At 62.8% G+C, this 18,569-nt stretch carries 17 protein-coding genes; 2 read left to right on the top strand and 15 right to left on the bottom strand.

Annotated elements, in window-relative coordinates:
• Positions 1–62: 62 nt before the first annotated feature.
• From IF10I1_RS05130 to IF10I1_RS05115, 4 genes are all read right to left on the bottom strand, one after another.
• Positions 63–3,044 carry a bifunctional [glutamine synthetase] adenylyltransferase/[glutamine synthetase]-adenylyl-L-tyrosine phosphorylase gene (locus IF10I1_RS05130; protein ID WP_186393898.1) on the bottom strand — a complete coding sequence of 994 codons (2,982 nt, stop codon included), beginning with the start codon at positions 3,042–3,044 and terminating at the stop codon, positions 63–65.
• The gene (locus tag IF10I1_RS05125) at positions 3,007–4,470 is read right to left on the bottom strand and encodes a HAMP domain-containing sensor histidine kinase (RefSeq protein WP_050471144.1); all 1,464 of its coding nucleotides are present in this window, start codon (positions 4,468–4,470) and stop codon (positions 3,007–3,009) included. Before IF10I1_RS05125 ends, IF10I1_RS05130 begins: the two co-directional genes overlap by 38 nt.
• Positions 4,454–5,140, bottom strand: a complete 687-nt coding sequence (locus tag IF10I1_RS05120; protein ID WP_019962717.1) for a response regulator transcription factor — start codon at positions 5,138–5,140, stop codon at positions 4,454–4,456. The genes IF10I1_RS05125 and IF10I1_RS05120 overlap by 17 nt, the downstream gene beginning before the upstream one ends.
• A 192-nt stretch (positions 5,141–5,332) precedes the next feature.
• The gene (locus IF10I1_RS05115; protein WP_050471142.1) at positions 5,333–6,880 is read right to left on the bottom strand and encodes a Do family serine endopeptidase; all 1,548 of its coding nucleotides are present in this window, start codon (positions 6,878–6,880) and stop codon (positions 5,333–5,335) included.
• 275 nt (positions 6,881–7,155) lie between these two features.
• Here IF10I1_RS05115 and IF10I1_RS05110 point away from each other — a divergent pair, with 275 nt between their 5' ends.
• Positions 7,156–8,235 (top strand): DUF2336 domain-containing protein, encoded by a 1,080-nt coding sequence (locus tag IF10I1_RS05110; protein ID WP_208977367.1) that lies wholly within the window; start codon positions 7,156–7,158, stop codon positions 8,233–8,235.
• Positions 8,236–8,260: 25 nt separating this feature from the next.
• Here IF10I1_RS05110 and IF10I1_RS05105 read toward each other — a convergent pair whose 3' ends face one another.
• The 5 genes from IF10I1_RS05105 to IF10I1_RS05085 form a co-directional block, all read right to left on the bottom strand.
• Positions 8,261–8,758: a cytochrome c-type biogenesis protein gene (locus tag IF10I1_RS05105; protein ID WP_050471141.1), complete on the bottom strand. Its 498-nt coding sequence runs from the start codon at positions 8,756–8,758 to the stop codon at positions 8,261–8,263.
• A 5-nt stretch (positions 8,759–8,763) separates the two neighbouring features.
• Positions 8,764–10,755, bottom strand: coding sequence for a heme lyase CcmF/NrfE family subunit (locus IF10I1_RS05100; protein ID WP_186393899.1), 1,992 nt, complete (start codon positions 10,753–10,755; stop codon positions 8,764–8,766).
• A 48-nt stretch (positions 10,756–10,803) separates the two neighbouring features.
• On the bottom strand, positions 10,804–11,256 hold the full coding sequence (ccmE, locus tag IF10I1_RS05095) for a cytochrome c maturation protein CcmE (RefSeq protein ID WP_122519666.1): 453 nt from the start codon (positions 11,254–11,256) through the stop codon (positions 10,804–10,806).
• A 41-nt stretch (positions 11,257–11,297) separates the two neighbouring features.
• Entirely contained in the window at positions 11,298–12,443 is a 1,146-nt protein-coding gene (gene ccmI / locus IF10I1_RS05090; RefSeq protein ID WP_058900343.1) for a c-type cytochrome biogenesis protein CcmI, read from the bottom strand.
• Between the two features lie 104 nt (positions 12,444–12,547).
• Complete coding sequence (locus IF10I1_RS05085) at positions 12,548–13,798, bottom strand: hypothetical protein (protein ID WP_208994259.1); 1,251 nt, start codon at positions 13,796–13,798, stop codon at positions 12,548–12,550.
• 187 nt (positions 13,799–13,985) lie between these two features.
• On the opposite strand from IF10I1_RS05085, the gene IF10I1_RS05080 reads away from it, so the two are divergent.
• Positions 13,986–14,183 carry a hypothetical protein gene (locus tag IF10I1_RS05080; protein WP_058900345.1) on the top strand — a complete coding sequence of 66 codons (198 nt, stop codon included), beginning with the start codon at positions 13,986–13,988 and terminating at the stop codon, positions 14,181–14,183.
• Between the two features lie 6 nt (positions 14,184–14,189).
• Here IF10I1_RS05080 and IF10I1_RS05075 read toward each other — a convergent pair whose 3' ends face one another.
• The 6 genes from IF10I1_RS05075 to IF10I1_RS05050 form a co-directional block, all read right to left on the bottom strand.
• The gene (locus tag IF10I1_RS05075; RefSeq protein WP_050471387.1) at positions 14,190–14,645 is read right to left on the bottom strand and encodes an RT0821/Lpp0805 family surface protein; all 456 of its coding nucleotides are present in this window, start codon (positions 14,643–14,645) and stop codon (positions 14,190–14,192) included.
• A gap of 319 nt (positions 14,646–14,964) precedes the next feature.
• Positions 14,965–16,365 (bottom strand): ATP-binding protein, encoded by a 1,401-nt coding sequence (locus IF10I1_RS05070; protein WP_186393902.1) that lies wholly within the window; start codon positions 16,363–16,365, stop codon positions 14,965–14,967.
• Entirely contained in the window at positions 16,362–17,024 is a 663-nt protein-coding gene (locus IF10I1_RS05065; protein ID WP_050471136.1) for a response regulator transcription factor, read from the bottom strand. Before IF10I1_RS05065 ends, IF10I1_RS05070 begins: the two co-directional genes overlap by 4 nt.
• Positions 17,025–17,081: 57 nt before the next feature.
• Positions 17,082–17,339, bottom strand: a complete 258-nt coding sequence (locus tag IF10I1_RS05060) for a PepSY domain-containing protein (protein ID WP_055455670.1) — start codon at positions 17,337–17,339, stop codon at positions 17,082–17,084.
• A gap of 120 nt (positions 17,340–17,459) precedes the next feature.
• On the bottom strand, positions 17,460–17,660 hold the full coding sequence (locus tag IF10I1_RS05055; RefSeq protein WP_186393903.1) for a hypothetical protein: 201 nt from the start codon (positions 17,658–17,660) through the stop codon (positions 17,460–17,462).
• Between the two features lie 24 nt (positions 17,661–17,684).
• Positions 17,685–18,569 carry a glycoside hydrolase family protein gene (locus tag IF10I1_RS05050; protein WP_208977365.1) on the bottom strand — a complete coding sequence of 295 codons (885 nt, stop codon included), beginning with the start codon at positions 18,567–18,569 and terminating at the stop codon, positions 17,685–17,687.

Raw genomic sequence — 18,569 nt, 5'->3', positions numbered from 1 at the left:
ACCCCGGGATGCGCCACGGCGCACCCCGGGGTTTTTCTTCCAAGATCAGCAAAGACAGGATGTCAGTCCGGCTTGACCGGGCCGATCAGCCTTTCGAAGATGCTGCGGACATTGGCCTGTGTCTCGGCCAGTTCCACCTCAAGGCGGGCGAGATCGGGTGCTGCCGCTGCGTTGAGCAGCAGTGCGAGCACGCCGCCCGGCGCCTCGACCGGCAGGAACTTGCCCGTCAGCGTCATGCGCAGGATTTGGGTCAGGCGGTGATAGAGCCGCAACGCCTGCAAGAGCCCGCCCGCGTCATCCGCATTCAGCAGCCCGAGTTCCAGCGCCCGGCCAAGGGCAATCTCCGTGTTCTGGGCCAGAACCTCAGGATGCGCGTGGCCATGCACCAGCTGCAGATACTGGGCGACGAACTCGATATCGACGAGCCCGCCTGCGACCTGTTTCAGATCCCAGATATCCTTGGTGCCCTTCTCCTTCTCGATACGCCCGCGCATGGATGCCACGTCAGCGGCAATCTTCTGCGCCTCGCGCGGCCGGCAGAGGATTTCCTGCAGGAAGGCGGAGACCTTGGCGGAGAAGGCTTCCGACGAGCTGGTCAGCACACGCGCCCGGGTCAGGGCCATATGCTCCCAGGTCCAGGCCTCGTTGCGCTGATAGGTTTCAAAGGCGGTGATGCTGGTGGCCAGCGGACCGGCATTGCCGGAGGGGCGCAGGCGGAAATCCACCTCGTAGAGGCTGCCTTCCGCCGTCGGTGCGGACAGGGCCGTTACAAGCCGCTGGGTCAGGCGGATGTAGTACTGGCTGACCGGCAGCGGCCTCGCACCATCAGAGCCGGTGGCATCTTCCGGCACCTCATAGAGCAGGATGAGATCCAGATCGGAGCTGGCCGTCATCTCTTCGCCGCCGAGCTTGCCCATGGACAGAAGCGCAAACTCTCCGCCCGGCACATGCCCATGGGACGCAGCCACGTGTTCCACCACCCGCGCCAGAATGCGATCCAGCACCACTTCGGCAAGCCGGGCCAGAGCATGGCCGACCTGATCGGCCGACAGGGTGTCCGACAGCAGCCGCAGGCCGATCAGGAACTGCTGCTCCTGCGCGAAAATGCGCGCCCTGTCCAGCGCCTCTTCATAGTAGCGGGCGAGGGTAAGTGTCTGATCAAGACCAGCGCGGAACTCTTCGCGGCTCGGCATGGCACCGAAGAAAGCCGGATCGAGCACCGCATCCAGCACATGCACCCGGCGCGCCACCGTTTCGGCCAGACGCGGCGCGGAGCCCATGACCGTTGCCATCAGATGCAGAAGCTGGGGGTTGGAGCGGAGCAGGGAGAAAAGCTGCACGCCCGCAGGCAGACGGCCCAGAAACGCGTCGAAGGCGCGCAATGCCGCGTCCGCATTGTCGCTGCGGGCGAGCGCCGAAATCAGCGCCGGATGCAGCTCGGTCAGCCGCTCGCGCGCCTTGGTCGAGCGCATGGCCGGATAGCGGCCGAAATGCCAGGCCTTGATGATCTTCGCCGCATCCGAAGGCTGGCGGTAGCCGAGACGGGATAGGGTTTCCAGCGTGTCCGGATCATCGTCATCGCCGGTGAAGACAAGATTGCCCATGTCCGACGCCAGTTCCGGCTCATCCTCGAACAGACCGGCATAATGCCTCTGCACGGTCTGCAACTGCTTCAGCAGTTCGGTCTCAAAAGACGGCAGGTCATCGAAACCGGCGAGGAAAGCCACGCGCTGCAGGCCTTCGCCCAGCTGCGGCAGCAGGTGGGTCTGCTCGTCATTGAGCATCTGGATGCGATGCTCGACCTTGCGCAGGAAGCGGTAGGCCTCTTTCAGGTCGTCGCGGGTGTCCGGCTTGATCCAGTTGAAGGCGACAAGCCGGTCGAGCATGTCGAGCGTGCGGCGCCCGCGCAGTTCGGGATTGCGCCCGCCTGCGATCAGCTGCTGCGTCTGGACGAAGAATTCGACCTCGCGGATGCCGCCCCGGCCCAGCTTCACATTGTGCCCGGCAACGGCGATCTTGCCGTGCCCCTTGTGCATGTGGATCTGGCGCTTGATGGAATGCACGTCCGCAATGGCGGCAAAGTCCAGATACTTGCGCCAGATGAAGGGCACGATCTCGTGCAGGAAAGCTTCGCCCGCCGGAATGTCACCGGCGCAGGGCCGCGCCTTGATCAAGGCTGCCCGCTCCCAGTTCTGCCCCAGCGCTTCGTAATAGGCGAGAGCGGCGGGCACAGATATGGCCACAGGCGTTGCACCGGGATCCGGCCGGAGCCGCAGATCGGTGCGGAAGACATAGCCGTCCGCCGTGCGCTCCTGCATGATCTTCACCAGCCGCTTGGTCAGGCGCACGAACTCCACCGGAGCCTCGGCATTGGCGGAAAGCGGCGCGATCTCTGGATCATAGAAGACGATAAGATCGATATCGCTGGAGTAATTCAGCTCGAAGGCACCGTGCTTGCCCATGGCAAGAACGATGAGGCCGGAGCCTTTTTCCGGCTCGTCCAAGTCCTGCGGCGAGAACTTGCCGCGCGCGGCCAGCTCCCGCAGGCACAGGCGGATGGCGGCGGTGAGGCTGGCATCGGCAAGTTCGGCCAGCGCGCGCGTCACATCATCAAGGTCAATCGCCCCGCCAATGTCGGCAAGGGCAACGGCAAGGGCCAGATCCTGCTTGAGCTGGCGCAACTCGCGCATCAGCCCGGCCTCATCAGCAGGCCGCGCCTCCCGGGCAGCATGGATCGTGCCGGAGATCAGGCCTTCCAGATCCTCCCCAAGCACCCGTTGCAAACGCTGCGGGCGCACCATGGCGAGCTCGCGCAGATAAGGGGCATTGGCAAAGACACTGGCGAGAAACGCACGAAGCTGCGGATCCCGGCCGAGCCATGCCGCAAGATCCGAGGTGCTTGCATCCTCCGCTGCGCGGATCAGCAGATCGGAGAGAACGCTCTCTGCCCTTTCGGGAGACTGTGGCCGCGGAACGACCTTGATGCGATGGCGCAGCGGCCCCTTTTCAGCTCCGGCTTCCCGCTTCCCTGCTTCTGTCGTCACGTCTTGCGCCTCCCGGCATGTCCACTTGAGCTGCCGGAAGATCAATCCTCGCAACCAGCCCCGGCCCGGCATCCCCCAGTGCAAGGGAGCCGCCATGCAGCCGGGCAATCGCCTTCACAAGGCTCAGGCCCAGCCCGTATCCCGGCTCGGTCCGGCTCTCCTCCAGCCGGACAAAGCGGTCCAGAACACGCCCGCGATCCTTTTCTTCAATGCCCCGCCCGTTGTCAGCGACGCTTATGGCGATCCGGTCATGCTCCTGTTCGAGCTTTAAGGTGATCGCAAGCGGCTGTCCATCCTCGGGCTGGCCGTATTTCAGAGCATTCTCAATGAGGTTGACCAGCGCCTGGGCGACAAGCTCGCGGTTGGCCAGAGCCCGGAATTCACCCTCCCCCACGACGGTGAGGCTTCCGCCGTCATCCTCGACGACGGGCTGATAAAGATCCGCCACTTCAAGCGCCACCTGCTTCAGATCGACCTGTTCATGCCCGGCTTCCGGCGACATGGATTCAACACGGGCAATCCGCAGCAAGGCATCGAAGATCCGCAGAAGGCCATCGCAGTCCTCGAGCGTTTCTTCCATGGCCTGCCGGTAGTCCGTCCCGGTTCCGCCATCGCGCAGCGCCGCCTCGATGCGGGTGCGCATGCGGGTGAGCGGCGTCTTGAGATCGTGGGCAATGTTATCGGTCACATCGCGCAGGCCCTGCATCAGCTGCTCGATCCGCTCCAGCATGCCGTTGAGGCTGAGGGCCAGACGGTCGAACTCATCGCCGTTTCCGGCAACGGGCAGGCGGCGGGACAGATTGCCTTCCATGATCTGGTTGCTGGTCGCAGCCATGGCGTCGATGCGGCGCAGCACATAGCGCGAGACGAAGAGCCAGGACACGCCCGCCATGGCCAGAACCACCAGAAGCCATACCCGCATGGCCCCGGCCAGCACTTCCTTGAAGCGCTGCTGCTCCCCAAGATCACGCCCGACCAGCAGACGGAAGCCGCCGGGGATTTCGAAGGTCCGGACAACGGCCTGCCGCTCGCTTTCCCGGTTGACCTCGCCATCGGCCTCGCGGCGGAAATAGGTCACCCGGCGCACGCCGCCGTCCGCCTCCTCCAGCACGGTCGTCGGAAGGCGGGAGATGTTCCCGGCAAGCGCATTGCCAGCAAAATCGATGAGAAGATAGATGCTGGCGTCAGGCCGGCGCGCCCGGGCGTCAATGGCCGTGACCAGCGCCCGGACGCCGCCGCGTGCGAACTGGTCGGCAAGACCTTCGATTTCCGCATCAACGGTCTGCACCACCTGACCGGTGATCAGCGTGTTGGTGTTGCTGGAAATGGAGAAAAGCAGAAACCCGGACAGCGCGGTGAACACAGCCAGATAGAGCAGCGACAGCTTGAAAGCCGTCGTGCGGATGAGCCTAGCCAGCGCTGTCACGGATCGTGTATCCCGCACCACGGACAGTGTGAAGCAGCGGCACGTCAAAATCCTTGTCGATCTTGGACCGCAGCCGGGACACATGCACGTCAATCACATTGGTCTGGGGGTCGAAGTGGTATTCCCAGACATTCTCTAGCAGCATGGTGCGCGTCACCACCTGACCGGCGTGCTGCATCAGATACTCAAGCAGGCGGAACTCGCGCGGCTGCAGCGGAATGTCCTTGCCGCTGCGGGTGCAGCGGTGGGCAAGGCGGTCCAGCTCAAGATCCGCAACCCGGTAGGTCGTCTCGCTGTCACCACCGGCCTTGGGCCGGCGCCCCAGCGCCTCGACACGGGCCAGCAGCTCGGTGAAGGCGAAAGGCTTGGGCAGATAATCATCGCCCCCTGCCCTGAGGCCCGTCACCCGGTCATCGACCTGGCCGAGCGCCGAGAGGATCAGCACGGGCGTGTGGTCGCCGCTCTTGCGCAGGGACTGAATGATCGCAAGACCATCCAGGCGCGGCAGCATGCGGTCGACGATCAGCACGTCATAGCGGCTGTCCTGCGCCATCTGCAGCCCTTCCTCGCCATCGGCGGCAAGATCTGCAGAGTGACCGACCTCGCGCAGCCCCTTCGCAACATAGGCGGCGGCTTGCTTGTCGTCTTCGATGATGAGAATTTTCAGCATGCCAATCTTTTACCTGAGCTTTTGCCCGGAAAGAACCGGAAAGAAGTGTCCGCAGCAACCCTCTTGCGGGTGCTGCGGACACTTGGCCTGACCTCTGTGGGGTGGGATCGGGGGCAGCGGAGACCCGAAAGGCCAGGCATGAGGCGGGGGATCTCCGGAGGCTGCCGGATGCCCCGCCCCAATCCATGCGGCTTAACCGACGTTGAGCGGCAAGGCGACGAAACGGGCGCTGTCATCGCGGAAGACCCGCATCAGCACGGCCTTGCGGCCATCCTTTTCGGCCTTGGCCAGCGCCGCCTGAACGTCCGCCGGGGTTGAGACTTTCTGACCGGCGACTTCGGCAATCACATCACCGCGGGCAAGACCCTTGTCTGCGGCAGGCCCTGCCGGGTCCACGTTCAGGACCACCACGCCCTCGACATCAAGTCCGGCCTGGGAGGCGGATGCCAGATCAATTCCGAGATCTTCAAGCTCGGTCTTACCCGCACCCTCATCACCGGCGGCGGCCATCTGCTGGCTGTCGGTCAGTTTGCCGAGCGTGACGGAGACATCCTTTTCCTTGCCATTGCGCCAGACCGTCAGGTCCACCTTCGTTCCCGGCGCATAGGCCGCAATCATGCGGGACAGCTCCCGCGGACCTTTCACGTCTGCGCCATCGACCTTGAGGATCGTGTCGCCGGCCTCAATCCCGGCCTTGGCGGCAGGGCTGCCGTTCTGCGGATCGGAGACGATTGCTCCCTGTGCATCGGCGAGGCCGAGGCTGGCTGCGATGTCATCCGTTACCGGCTGGATCTGGACGCCCAGCCAGCCGCGCGTCACGGCGCCATCCTTCTGCAGCGAGGCAACAACATCACGCGCCGTCGAAGCAGGGATGGCGAAGGCAATGCCGACGTTGCCGCCGGACGGCGAGTAGATGGCGGCGTTGATGCCGATCACCTCACCCTTCATGTTGAAGGCCGGGCCACCCGAGTTGCCGCGGTTGACCGGGGCATCGATCTGGATGAAGTCGTCATAGGGACCGGCGCCGATGTCACGGCCGCGCGCCGAGACGATACCGGCAGTCACGGTTCCGCCAAGGCCGAAGGGGTTGCCAATGGCCACGACCCACTCACCGACGGAAGGGGCGTCCTCTGCGAAAGCCACGTAGGTGAATTTCTTGTCCGATTCCACCTTCAAGACCGCAAGGTCCGTGCGCGGGTCCGCCCCGATCAGCTTGGCCTTGTAGTCATGACCTTCGTTGTCGGTCACGGTGAATTCCGTGCCCTTGTCGACCACGTGGTTGTTGGTCACCACATAACCGTCATCGGATATGAAGAAGCCGGAGCCCTGGGACATTTCATAAGGACGGGAATTCTGCTGGCCGCCACCCTGTCCTCCCTGGCCACGGCGCTCGAAGAAGCGCTTCAGCGGATGACCGTCCGGCAGCTCATCCATCCCCGGCAGGCCAAAGAAGTCTTCGCCGCCACGGAAATTCATCATGCGCGGCTGGGCGGCCTGCTTCACCTTGACGCTGACCACGGCCGGCTGCACGGCGGATACGACGTTGGAGAAATTCAGCGGGGCGGGCTGGCTCACCTCGACGGGGGCAGCAAAAGCATAATTGGAAGGAACGAGACCCTGAACGGTCAGAGCTCCGGCAAGGCCAAGAGCCATGGCACCAGCCAGCAGGCTTGCCTTGTGGCGGGCGAAGAACCCGGCGGAAGGCTTGCCGGACTGCTCAGAATTCTGCTGCTCGGACATGAAATCACTCCTCATCGTCTGACTGTCTTTCCGGCGCAGGCGGGGCACCGCGCCTTGTTGCAAACGAGTATGGAGAGCGCCGCATTACAGGCGCCTGACCGGCGGATTAAACCTTCGTAATGTATTTTCACGCATGAAAAATCAGACACTGTTACAAGTAACAATTAGCAAAAATACATCCGGAAACATCAAATTTTCAGCATTCAACTTATCTCTCCGTAAATCTGTTTTCTGCAATGTCCAACACACATACACCGCATTGTATAGAGGACAGAATGCTGAGATCGCTCGTTGATCTGGCGAAGGAAAGCTGTAGCGGCAAACGCCGCGAACTGATGGGCCATATCGCCAGCCTCTTCATTGAAGGCGCAGACCGCCACACGGATGAAGAGCTGACGCTGTTCAATGACATCCTGATCAATCTGCTTGATCTGATAGACATCAATGAGCGCCGGGAATTTTCCGGCCGGATGGCGCATGTAGATACAACGCCCCGTCCGCTCATCCTCAAACTGGCCAATGACAAGGCGGATGTCGCAGCACCTGTGCTGGAGCATTCATGCGTGCTCACGGATGAGGATCTTTTCCAGCTGGCCCGGACCAAGGGGCAAGATCATCTGATGGCTATTTCGCGGCGGGGCAGTCTCAGGCCGAAGATCACCGATGTGTTGCTGGAACGGGGCGAAAAGCCTGTCCAGCACTCGGTTGCGGCCAATACGGGCGCAGAGCTTTCGGATTGGGGCGGGCGGCTTCTGGTGAAACTCGCCGAAAGTGACCGGGAGCTGCGCGAGGCACTGACCGAACGGCACGATCTGTCCAAGCCGAACTTCGACAGGCTTTTGTCCATGCTGCCCGCCGACCGTCAGGCCAAGCTGCGCTACATCTTTGAAAACAACGAGCGGATGGCCCGCAACCTGTTCAAGGAGGCGAGCGCCCTTGTTGACGAGGGAAAGCTGGAGCGGCGCAAATCACGCCTGAATGCCAAGGCAACACTGAAGGATCTGCGTGACGGTCACAAGCAGCTGGACCAGGCTGTTATCGAGTACAGTCTGTCCAACGAACTCTACGAGCTTGCTTTCCTGCTCGGCCAGTTCGCCCAGATCGACGAAAGGTTTGTCCGCAATATCATGGTGCGCCCAGATGTTGAGGCCATTGCCGTTCTGTGCAGATCAGTCGGAGTAAGCGACACCGCCTTCGGCGCGCTTTGCAAGGCCCGCTGCCGCCACATGCGCTGCCCCTCCACTCAGGTGGATCATTGGGCAGGAGAATACCGGATCCTCTCAGAAGCAGAAGCACAGCGCACCATGCGCTTCATCAAGGTCCGCCTGTCTGTCATGGCAGCTGCGGCGGCGTGAGGAGCCCGCATCGGGAGGCGTGGTATTACCTGCCCTGCCCGGATGCGTCTGCCTCTGGTTCCTCCTTGAGGATCGCCGCCAGCTCAGCCTCTTCGGCAGCTGTCAGAGGCTCAGCTTCGGCTATGGCTGCCCTTCGCTTCTGGCGCCGGGACGCCACCAGAACCGCGATACCGCCTGCGAAGAGAGCCAGGGGCGCAGAGGCCCACAGAAAGATCGTGTTCCAGCCGATCCGCGGCTTCAGCAGCACAAATTCACCATAGCGGGAAACGAGATAGTCGATGACAGCCTCATTGCTGTCGCCCGCGACAAGACGTTCACGCACAAGCACACGCAGATCCTTGGCGAGCGGTGCATCGCTGTCGTCGATCGACTGGTTCTGGCAAACCATGCAGCGCAGCTGTGCAGAGAGCTCCCGCGCGCGCGCTTCCAGCGCAGGATCTGGCAGGATTTCGTCCGGTCCAATGGCGAGGGCAGTTCCGCACAGCGAAAAGACCATGAGCAGGCTTGCAAGAAAACGTCTCATCCGGCTCACTCCGCTGCCACGGTTTGCGGCTTGCCTGCCTTCGCCTTGGCCGGCTTGGGTGCCCCGACCCTAAGGCGCCGGTCGGTCAGGGATACGGCTCCACCCAGCGACATCACCAGCGTGCCCAGCCAGATCAGGGTGATCAGCGGCTTGTGATAGGCGCGCAGGTCCACACTGCCGTCCGCGTGGCTTTCGCCCAGAGAGATGTAGAGCTGCGAGAAACCGAAAGTGGCAATCGCCGCCTCGGTCGTCGGCATGCCCCGCGCCGTATAGACCCGCTTCGAGGGATCCAGCTTTGCGACTTCGCTTCCACCCGAGCGCACGGTAAAATGCCCCACCTGCGCCGTGAAGTTCGGCCCCTGCTGGGGCGCGACGCCGTCAAACGTGAACTGATAGCCGGATACGTCAAACGTATCGCCCGGCTTGGCGTTACGCACCACCTCAATCTGGAAAGCAGAAGCCACCACGATGCCCAGAACGGTCATGCCAAGGCCAAAGTGCCCCAGCACCGTTCCCCAGGCCGAACGCGGCAGACCAAACAGGCGCGGCAGACCACGCGCAAGGCCGACTTCGAGAAGCCTGCTGCGGGAGATGACTTCCGCAATCGAGCCCGCCATCACCCAGACTGCGAGGCCAACACCCAGCGGCGCCAGAACACGGTCCATGCCCCAAAGCCAGAAGACAAAGAGCGTAGCCACAAGTGTCAGGCCGAACACTGCATAGAGCCTTTCACAGGCTGCCAGCAGATCGCCGCGCTTCCAGGCCAGCAGAGGACCAAAAGGAACCGCAATCAGCAGCGGAATCATCAATGGGCCGAAAGTCAGGTTGAAGAATGGCGCCCCTACGGAAATTTTCTCACCCGTCAGTGTCTCGAGCGCCAGCGGATAGAGCGTGCCCACAAACACCGCCGCGCAGGCTGCCGTCAGGAACAGGTTGTTCAGGACCAGCGAACCTTCACGGCTGATCGGCGAGAAGATCCCTCCCTGCTTCAGCATCGGCGCACGCCAAGCGTAGAGCGCCAGCGAGCCGCCAATGAAGACGCACAGGATTCCCAGAATGAACACGCCGCGTGACGGATCGACCGCAAAGGCATGCACGCTGGTCAGAACGCCCGAGCGGACGAGGAATGTTCCAAGCAGCGACAGGGAAAAGGTGAAGATGGCGAGCAGAACCGTCCAGACCTTCAACGCCTCGCGCTTTTCCATGACGATGGCCGAATGCAGCAGTGCTGTGCCAGCCAGCCAGGGCATGAAGGACGCATTCTCGACCGGGTCCCAGAACCACCAGCCGCCCCAGCCCAGTTCATAATAGGCCCAGTAGGAGCCCATGGAGATACCGAGCGTCAGGAACAGCCAGGCCAGCAGCGTCCAGGGCCGCACCCAGCGCGCCCAGGCCGCGTCAATCCGCCCGAGAATCAGCGCTGCGACAGCAAAGGAAAAGGTGATCGAGAAGCCGACATAACCCAGATAGAGCAACGGCGGATGGATCGCGAGGCCAATGTCCTGCAGGATCGGGTTGAGGTCGTTGCCCTCGAAAGGCGCCTCGGCGATCCGCTGGAACGGATTCGAGGTGATCAGGATGAACAGCAGGAAAGCCGTCGACACCCAGGACTGGACACTCAGGACAGTCGCCCGCAGCGGTGCGGGCACATTGCTGCTGAACAGACCCACCAGGGCCCCGAAGAGCACCAGAATAAGCACCCACAGCAGCATGGAGCCTTCGTGATTGCCCCAGACACCGGAGATCTTGAAGATCAGCGGCTTGGCCGAATGGGAGTTCTCCCAGACATTCAGGACGGAAAAATCGGAACTCAGATAGGCCCAGGTCAGCGATGCGAAGGAAATCGCGACCAGCACAAAGATCAGATTGGCGACCGGCGCCGCAACGGACATCAGGCGCAGATCGCCGGACTTGGCGCCCCACACGGGCACCACCGACTGCACCAGCGACATGACAAGCGCCAGTACAAGGGCGAAATGGCCGGCCTCAACGATCATGCGTCCTGTTCTCCCTCACGCCAGTCCGGCCCCCCGGCACGGACGGCATCAATTGCTTTGCTGATCCTCATCGCCCTTCCAGACGCCCTGTTCCTTCAGGGCATCGGCGACTTCTTTCGGTACATAATTCTCGTCGTGCTTGGCCAGCACGTTGTCGGCCTTGAACACCCCGTCGGGTCCGATCATGCCCTCTGTCACGACGCCCTGCCCTTCGCGGAACAGGTCGGGCAATATGCCCTTGTAGGTCACCTGCACGGTGTTCGCCGTGTCAGTCACACGGAACAGAACTTCCGCGTTGGCACGCCGCTCGACCGAGCCGTCTTCAACAAGCCCGCCCAGACGGATGCGCTGGCCCGGCGCAATCTGCTTCGTGATCACATCGGTCGGTGTCTGGAAGAAGACAATCTGGTCGCTCAGCGCATAAAGGATCAGGCCAGCAGCAGCGGCAAGCACGGCTCCGGCTCCTCCGATCAGCGTAAGGCGGCGCTGTTTTCTGGTCATTCCCCGCTCCGCTCCCTCACGGTTCCAGCTATTTCAGGTCCTCAGGATCCGAGCCCGAGTTCCTTTTCCAGGTCTGTCAGGCGGGCCAGCGCGTCCTGATCCTGCGCCATCGCCTCGCGTGCCTTGCCGAGGCTGTCCCTCGCTGCATCACGCGCCCCGAGAACGATCTGGGAGCGCACGAGCCGTTCCCATTCATCAATCGAGCCACCATCCGCATTTAACCTCTGCTGAAGGCCGTCCACCATGCTCTGGATCATGGACTGACGATCTTCTGCAGCCATTTCGCTGGCGGCCTCTATGTCTTCTGCCGCCGGGCCTGGTAATGCAGCAGGCGGGACGCGCCCCTCGACAACTGCCAGCTCCTGCCGGGCGACAGGCACCCAGGGTTCATTGCCATCAGCACTTGCCAGCAGTTGCTTCCATGCCCTGATGGCTTCGTCCCGTTTGCCGTCCTGCCCCAATGCCAAGGCCAGAAAAAACCGGGGCTTCACAGCATCAGGCGATAGGGCGGCCGCCCGCTCGAAAGCCGTCTTGGCATCCGCGGTCACCACGCCGCGGGCGGCAACGGTCAGCGCTTCACCCAATCCCGATTCCAGATCCTCGCGGCTGCCGTTCAGGCGAATGGCGTTGCTGTAGGCTCTTGCAGATTCTTCCGGGCGCCCCATCGACAGATAAACGGGTGCAAGAACTTCCCAGCCGCGTCCATCGGCCGGGTTCTGGGCGAGGTGCTGCTCGACGCGGGCAATCATCTGGCTCACCGGCAACGTCTCGGCCGGCACATCAAGCCGCGCCTGCAGCGGCTGGTCCGGGTAAGCTGGAGAACCGATGGCGAGGTAAACAGCGACAGTTGCCAGAGGCACCGCAACCAGCGCCAGCATCAAGACTGCCGTGTGCCGGGCTCCGCCGCTGCCGGACCCAGCCAGCGGCTCGCCGGCCTCTTCCGTTGCGCCCTTGCGCAGGGCCAGAAGACGCCGGGCAATTTCGGTGCGCGCCGCCTTGGCCGCGGTCTCGTCGATGACGCCCCGGGCAAGATCCTTCTCCAGCTCGTCGAGCTGCGCCTTATAGACAGCTTCGCCCGCAGACGCTTCGCCGTATTTGGAAAACGTGGCGGGCCCGCGCCGCAAGGGCACGAGAATGGACAGCGCAGCCAGGGCGGTCAGAACGGCAAAAAAGATCCACAGTGTCATGCGGTCATATAGATCGAGACACACCCCGTCTGGCAACAAAAGAGTGTGTGACCTTGGGTCGCGGTGAAAACACGGATCTGGAAAACACGGACAGACCGGCGCCCTCAGGCTGCTGCGGCCATCGCGCTTTGCCGGCTTCGCCTCAGAAGAGCGGCATATTCCTGCCCGAAACAGATTTCACTCAGCAGAATGGCTGCCTCGGCGGCAGAAGCAACGGCCTCTTTCTGGGCTCCTTTCGCCTTTCCCAGATCGGAAATCAGGGAGCGCGAGATAATCTCCAGCGTCTGCTCGACCGACTGGCGTGCCCGCTTTCCAGCTTCATTCACGGCCAGGACCTCGGCAGCGCTACGGCTCAGGTCCAGCACACGGAGCGCGCGAACGGCCGCATCAAGGACCGCATCAAGGGCCGCCTCATCCGGCCGATTCTCACCCGGCTCTCCGGCCTTGGGCACCAGCAAGGCGCGGCGGACAGCGCCAGCAGCCCCGGAAAGCTCATCAGCAACAGCGCCCGAAATGCTCCGGCGGGTTTCGGCGATCCGGCTGCGCCACTGGTCGGCGCCCGTCAGATCCATGTCCAGTTCCACCCCTTTGACCACGCAGACATAGGCGGATAGCGCGGCAGCAAAACCAACGGGGTCGGGGTTGTTCTTGCGGTGCTCATGGGCCAGCAGATGCAGCCGCTCCACCTCCGAGATCACAATCGAGGCAAAGGGCGCATACCGGGTCTTCGTCAGCCACCTGGCGCCGCGCACCTTCGCCAGCCGCTCCGCAAAGGGGCCAAGCGACCAGGGTGCCTCCGCCCGGTCCAGCATGGCGGCCGCGATCACCGGCACATCTTGGGGATGACGCGTGGCATAGGCGGAAACCAGATCAAGGATGTCCCTATCCTGTTTCAACGCCCGCTCGCTGAGCGTGTCAGGAATGCGCCGGAGGAAGGCTCTCAGCCAGGGCTCCGCCTTGAACACCTTGGCCACATCGGCAAGATCCTGCAGCGCACGTTCGCCGCCCAGCATCATCTTCAGCCGGCGCTGCTCGCGTTCAGATGCGGTGCAGTCCTCGAGAATGCCCGTCAGCGCCTCTCCCGCCTTCTTACGCAAGACCGCAGCCACGCGGTGAACCCGCTCGTCATCATCCGGACGCTTTTCCAGAAATTCGACCGCCCGGGAAATGTCGTCCGCCAGGACATCACGCTCCATCCAGCTCCAGAATTCACTCAGATAAGGCCGGTAAATCCGGCCTTCCTGCTTGTGGGGAAGCTGTTCATTTATGGCAAAGGCATCGAGCGGCGCGAAAAAGCTCCGCTCCAGCTTCTGGCGCCCGTCGCGGCCGGCATGCCGGGCTGGAACTGCATTCACAGGCTCTTCGCCGGAGGCTTGCCCAGACAACAGAGCCAGCGCGGCCGCCAGAATAAGCTCTGCATGGGGCTCGTTCTGTCCAAGTGCATGTGTCCTCTCCAGGCTTCTGGCCAGCATGGAGACAGCACCCGGAGACAGCTCTCCGAGATAGGACTGTATCTTCCTTTTCAGAAGATCCTGATCGGTCATGATACGCAGAACTTTGATCAACCGGATAAGACTGGCGGGAAGCCTAGCACTTCAGGGCTTAAGTGTTCCTTTCCAATTGGTTGACCTGAACATTAAAATCCTGCACGTCCTCCAGATCACGGCGTTGCTTGCAAAAACAGAAAACCCGCCGGAAACCGGCGGGCCGCAAGTCGGACCGGGATATGCGAAGCTCTGATGCGGCTCAACCGATCGGGCGCCACAGCCCCTTTTCGTCGGTGCAGGCCGTTGCGCGGGCCACCACAGGCACGGGATTGTCCTTGGACGTCACCTGGTGGGTGAACTCCCGGCACTCGGTGTTGTTGACCTGATATTTGGGGCCCGGACGAACTTCACCTTGCCGTCCGGTCCGCGGATTGTCCCAGCGCACGGCGCCACCTGCGCCCGGCGTGGCCAGAGCCTGCTTTTGCGCCTCGGCGGCCACGCGCCGGTCACTCGTTTCCAGCACGAGGCCGGGGGTGCCTTCCAGCAGCTTGTTGATAGCTGCGTTGGCTTCGGCCTCAGCGATGGATTTCTCGGAGCGGCCAAAAGCCGATCCCCACAGATCCGCGCCGCCGGAGCTGCTGTCACTGCCGAGCGAGCCGCAAGCCGACAGGCCTGCAGACAAGAGCACAATCAACCCACTTTTGCTCAACCGCATCTCGCACTCCATCAACCGGCCGCCAAGGACCGGTTCGCGCGTTCTCAAACGCAACAACGCAACAACGCAACAACGCAAGAATGGTAACAAGGCTCCCATACTGCGCCCGTTATCCTTAAAATTTCCCAAATTTATGGCCGAATCACGCCATCTTGATGAAACATTAGGGATGTTGCAGCGCACTCTTAGTGATGTAGGTCACAGGGTGGCGGACGTCCAGTAAAGCTGCATTACCCAACCTTACAGAGTCCCTCCTGCAAACCCGTGCGGCGCATGGGCAGTGTCACGGTGTGATGCGTCAGCACCGAAAGACCTGGCGTCAGACCGCAGGCAGCAGCAGGCGTGCTTTCAGTCCGCCAAGTTCCGAAGACGACAGCTCGAAACTGCCGCCATAAAGCCCCGCCAGATCAGCAACGATCGACAGCCCGAGCCCCGTGCCGGGCACGCTTTCGTCCAGCCGCTTGCCGCGTTTCACGGCTTCCTTGCGCTGCTCCTCCGTCAGGCCCGGGCCATCATCCTCGACGATGATTTCGATGAACTGACGGCCTGGGGTTCCGGTGTCTGTCGGCCGCGATGTCAGCCGCACCTCGTACCTTGCCCACTTGCAGGCATTGTCCATGAGGTTGCCAGCCATTTCCTCAAGATCCTGCTGCTCACCCCGGAAACGCATCCCCTCGGCGCAATCGGCGGAAATATCCAGCCCCTTGGCATCATGGATGCGTTCCATCACGCGGGCCAGCTTTGTCAGAACCGGTTCGGCCGGAGTTGCGACGCCAATCACCCGCCGCTGGGCAGCCATCCGCGCCCGCTCAAGATGGTGATCAACCTGCGTGCGCATGATGCCGGCCTGTTCGGCCATCTTTTCCGCAAATGGCCCGCCCTGTGCCCGGGCTTCATTGGAAATCACGCTTAGCGGCGTCTTCAGGGCATGGGCCAGATTGCCCACATGCGTGCGGGCGCGCTCCACCACTTCCCGGTTCGAGGCAATCAGCGCATTCAGTTCCACGGCAAGCGGCGCAAGTTCCGAGGGCAGATCCTCCGCCACCCGCTCGGCGTCGCCCTGCCGGACCGCCGCCAGCGATGCCTGCAGGCGCTTCAGCGGCACAAGTCCATAGCGGACCTGAAGAAACACCGCAGCCACCAGCCCGAGGCCAAATACGAACAGCGTCAGCACCACCTGCCCGGTAAAGGCTCTCACATCCTGCCGCAGCCCGGCTGTGCGCCCGGCCACGGCAATGAGATAGCTTTTGCCGCCGAAGGAGATGATCCGCTGCGTCACCCGCAATTCGTCGTTGCCGGGGCCCGTCATGGCGGCGCTACCGCTGCGCTCCCCCTCGCCCAGCGCGGGAAGGTTCAACGGATCCCCAAGCAGCGAAGGCGAGGCGAACACCCGCTCGCCTCCCGCCAGATCCGTCACCGTCCAGTACCAGCCCGAAAGCGGCAGGGAGAAGCGCGGTTCTCCCAGGTTGTCCGGCCGGTTCAGCGACTCTCCGGCAGCGGCAGGCGCCATCGCGCCAATGATGCTCTTCTGGTAGACTTCAAGCTGGCTGTCAAAGCCGCGTTCCACCGCCTCGCGGTAGAGGCCAACCAGAATGACGCCCGCGATCACAAGAGCTGCCGTCGACCAGAGCGAGGCAGCGAGCACCAGCCGTGTTGCCAGGGACCTGCGTCGCGGCGGCCCTGCCGCCTCACTCCGCGAAGCCTGATCCGGCCCGCTCACACCGGTTCTCCCATCCGGTAGCCAAGCCCACGGATGGTTTCGATATAGTCCCCGCCCAGCTTCTTGCGCAGACGTCCGACAAAAACCTCGATCGTATTGGAATCCCGGTCAAAATCCTGATCGTAGAGATGCTCCACCAGCTCAGTGCGGGAGATCACCTTGCCCTTGTGGTGCAGCAGATAGGCCAGAAGGCGGTACTCCAGCGACGTCAGCTTCACCGGACTGCCACCCACTGTCACCCGGCTGGTGCGCAAATCGGCGCGCAGGTCACCGCATTCGATTTCGTTGGAGGCAAGGCCGGCCGCGCGGCGCACCAGCGCCCGCACCCGCGCCAGCACTTCCTCCATATGGAAGGGCTTGGCCACATAGTCATCCGCGCCCGCATCAATGCCAGCCACCTTGTCAGACCAGCGGTCGCGGGCGGTCAGGATCAGCACGGGCATCGTGCGCTTGTTCCGGCGCCATTTTTCCAGCACCGAAATGCCGTCGAGCACTGGCAGGCCGAGATCCAGCACCACAGCGTCATAGGGCTCCGTGTCGCCGAGATAGTGCCCCTCCTCGCCGTCATAGGCACGGTCCACAACATAGCCCGCTTCGGTCAGTGCCTCGGCAAGCTGGCGGTTCAGGTCCTTGTCGTCTTCAACAATGAGGAGGCGCATCTGTCTTCCCGGATGGATCTGTCTATTGTCACATTTAGGCGAGTCTTCGCCCTGTGCCTACCGGCTGGCGTCGACAACGACTGTCGTCACCTGTCCGTTGGCCAGCACGGAGAGACGGTAGACATAGCGCCCGCCCTCGATACACAGCTGCGCCTTGACGATTTCGCCGCCCACGGAGCCTGCAACAGCACCCAGCGGCTGCGCCTGCCCGCTTGCCACGGCCTGCTGTGCCTCGCCCTGCGACAGGCAATTGGCGGCGGCCGGAACAAGTCCGGCAAGAAGAAAGAGAAGGGCGGCGGCAAAAGATCTGGTCACGGGACTGTTCCTGCTTCGGTTCGGGCCGGAAGTATCCCTTTTGTAGCTACCTCTGCCTGAATGGCAAATGAACGGGGCTGACAGTCTCCCGTCAGCCCCAAGCATCTTTTCAGGCCCCGCTTACTTGCGCCAGGCCGCAGGCTCCGTCGTCACATGCCGCAAGAGGATGTTGATGAGGCCGATCGCCATGACGGCAAACGGCCCCCAGCCGTCCGGCAGAACCTTGCTCCAGTCGATCAGATCCAGCTGATCCAGAACTCCGCCCCCCAGACTGGCGATGCCAACCGCTCCATTGAAGGCAAGTGTCTTCCAACCATTCATGTGCCTGTCCTTCCACATCGGGTTTCAGGAAATGAACTGGCGGGCAAGCAGCCGGATACGGCCCCGGTTTGCCCACACCAGATAGGTCACGAAGGCAAGGCCAGCCAGCGCGAGCCCCCAGCCAAGGACTTCCACCCAGGCATCGCCATTCGAAACGGAAACGCCCGCGCCAGTCGCACCGCAGATGAGTGTTCCGGCCACACCTTTCTGCTTTCCAACGGCGCGCTCCAGTTCGGAGAGGGTTGCGGGGCCCAGCCTGCCGTCGAGCTTCAGCGGCGGGTGCTCGATCTGGAATGCCAGCACGGCCGCCCGCGTAAGCGGCCCTTCGATCCCGTCGGCAGGGCCGGGCTTGAAGCCAAGCCGTGCCAGCATCTGCTGGCCCCGCATCACCTCAGGGTCCGGCTCTGGCAAGGAGTTATGCCTGTTGAAGCCATAATCGCCGCCCTGAAGAAGCTGGGCTTCTTCGGACCTGCGCCGGACCAGTCCCGGCAGAATACGCCCCCCGGCCCGGATGCCGGTCATGGCCAGCAGCCGCGCGGCCTCGGCCACGTTTCCGGCCGCCAGCGCCGCCGCCCAGCGCCAGGAGAGGCACTGTTCCCCGAGATTGTAGACAGCCGAAACAACCGCATCGAACTGGTTCTGCGGCAGCTTGCCGAAGCGGCGCAGCACCGCAGCGCCATATTCATGATCTGCCAGCGTCTTCAGCACGGTATTGGCATCAGCGCGGTCGATCATGTCTCCGGCCTTGAGGTCCTTGCGGCCCCGCTTCGCCCACCAGTCACGGAACAGCCGGGAGGCAAGGGTGAAGCCGTAACCGATCGTCGGCACCCCGGCCGGATCCATGTAGGCACGCGAGGAAAAGCCCTCGTGCCGGGCAATAAAGGCAAGCCCTTCAGGACTGACATTCAT

Source organism: Pannonibacter sp. I15F10I1, from assembly GCF_900185665.1.
Classification (GTDB): domain Bacteria; phylum Pseudomonadota; class Alphaproteobacteria; order Rhizobiales; family Stappiaceae; genus Pannonibacter; species Pannonibacter indicus.
The sequence above is the reverse complement of the archived record's forward strand: the minus strand, read 5'-3'. Positions and strand labels throughout refer to the sequence as shown.

What these genes read in the sequence shown, in the direction of transcription:
- IF10I1_RS05075 (WP_050471387.1), bottom strand. Translation starts at nt 14,645, where the DNA reads ATGCGGTTGAGCAAAAGTGGGTTGATTGTGCTCTTGTCTGCAGGCCTG.
- IF10I1_RS05065 (WP_050471136.1), bottom strand. Translation starts at nt 17,024, where the DNA reads ATGCGCCTCCTCATTGTTGAAGACGACAAGGACCTGAACCGCCAGCTT.
- ccmI (WP_058900343.1), bottom strand. Translation starts at nt 12,443, where the DNA reads ATGACACTGTGGATCTTTTTTGCCGTTCTGACCGCCCTGGCTGCGCTG.
- IF10I1_RS05055 (WP_186393903.1), bottom strand. Translation starts at nt 17,660, where the DNA reads ATGAATGGTTGGAAGACACTTGCCTTCAATGGAGCGGTTGGCATCGCC.
- IF10I1_RS05105 (WP_050471141.1), bottom strand. Translation starts at nt 8,758, where the DNA reads ATGAGACGTTTTCTTGCAAGCCTGCTCATGGTCTTTTCGCTGTGCGGA.
- ccmE (WP_122519666.1), bottom strand. Translation starts at nt 11,256, where the DNA reads ATGACCAGAAAACAGCGCCGCCTTACGCTGATCGGAGGAGCCGGAGCC.
- IF10I1_RS05100 (WP_186393899.1), bottom strand. Translation starts at nt 10,755, where the DNA reads ATGATCGTTGAGGCCGGCCATTTCGCCCTTGTACTGGCGCTTGTCATG.
- IF10I1_RS05120 (WP_019962717.1), bottom strand. Translation starts at nt 5,140, where the DNA reads ATGCTGAAAATTCTCATCATCGAAGACGACAAGCAAGCCGCCGCCTAT.
- IF10I1_RS05115 (WP_050471142.1), bottom strand. Translation starts at nt 6,880, where the DNA reads ATGTCCGAGCAGCAGAATTCTGAGCAGTCCGGCAAGCCTTCCGCCGGG.
- IF10I1_RS05050 (WP_208977365.1), bottom strand. Translation starts at nt 18,569, where the DNA reads ATGAATGTCAGTCCTGAAGGGCTTGCCTTTATTGCCCGGCACGAGGGC.
- IF10I1_RS05110 (WP_208977367.1), top strand. Translation starts at nt 7,156, where the DNA reads ATGCTGAGATCGCTCGTTGATCTGGCGAAGGAAAGCTGTAGCGGCAAA.
- IF10I1_RS05080 (WP_058900345.1), top strand. Translation starts at nt 13,986, where the DNA reads ATGATACGCAGAACTTTGATCAACCGGATAAGACTGGCGGGAAGCCTA.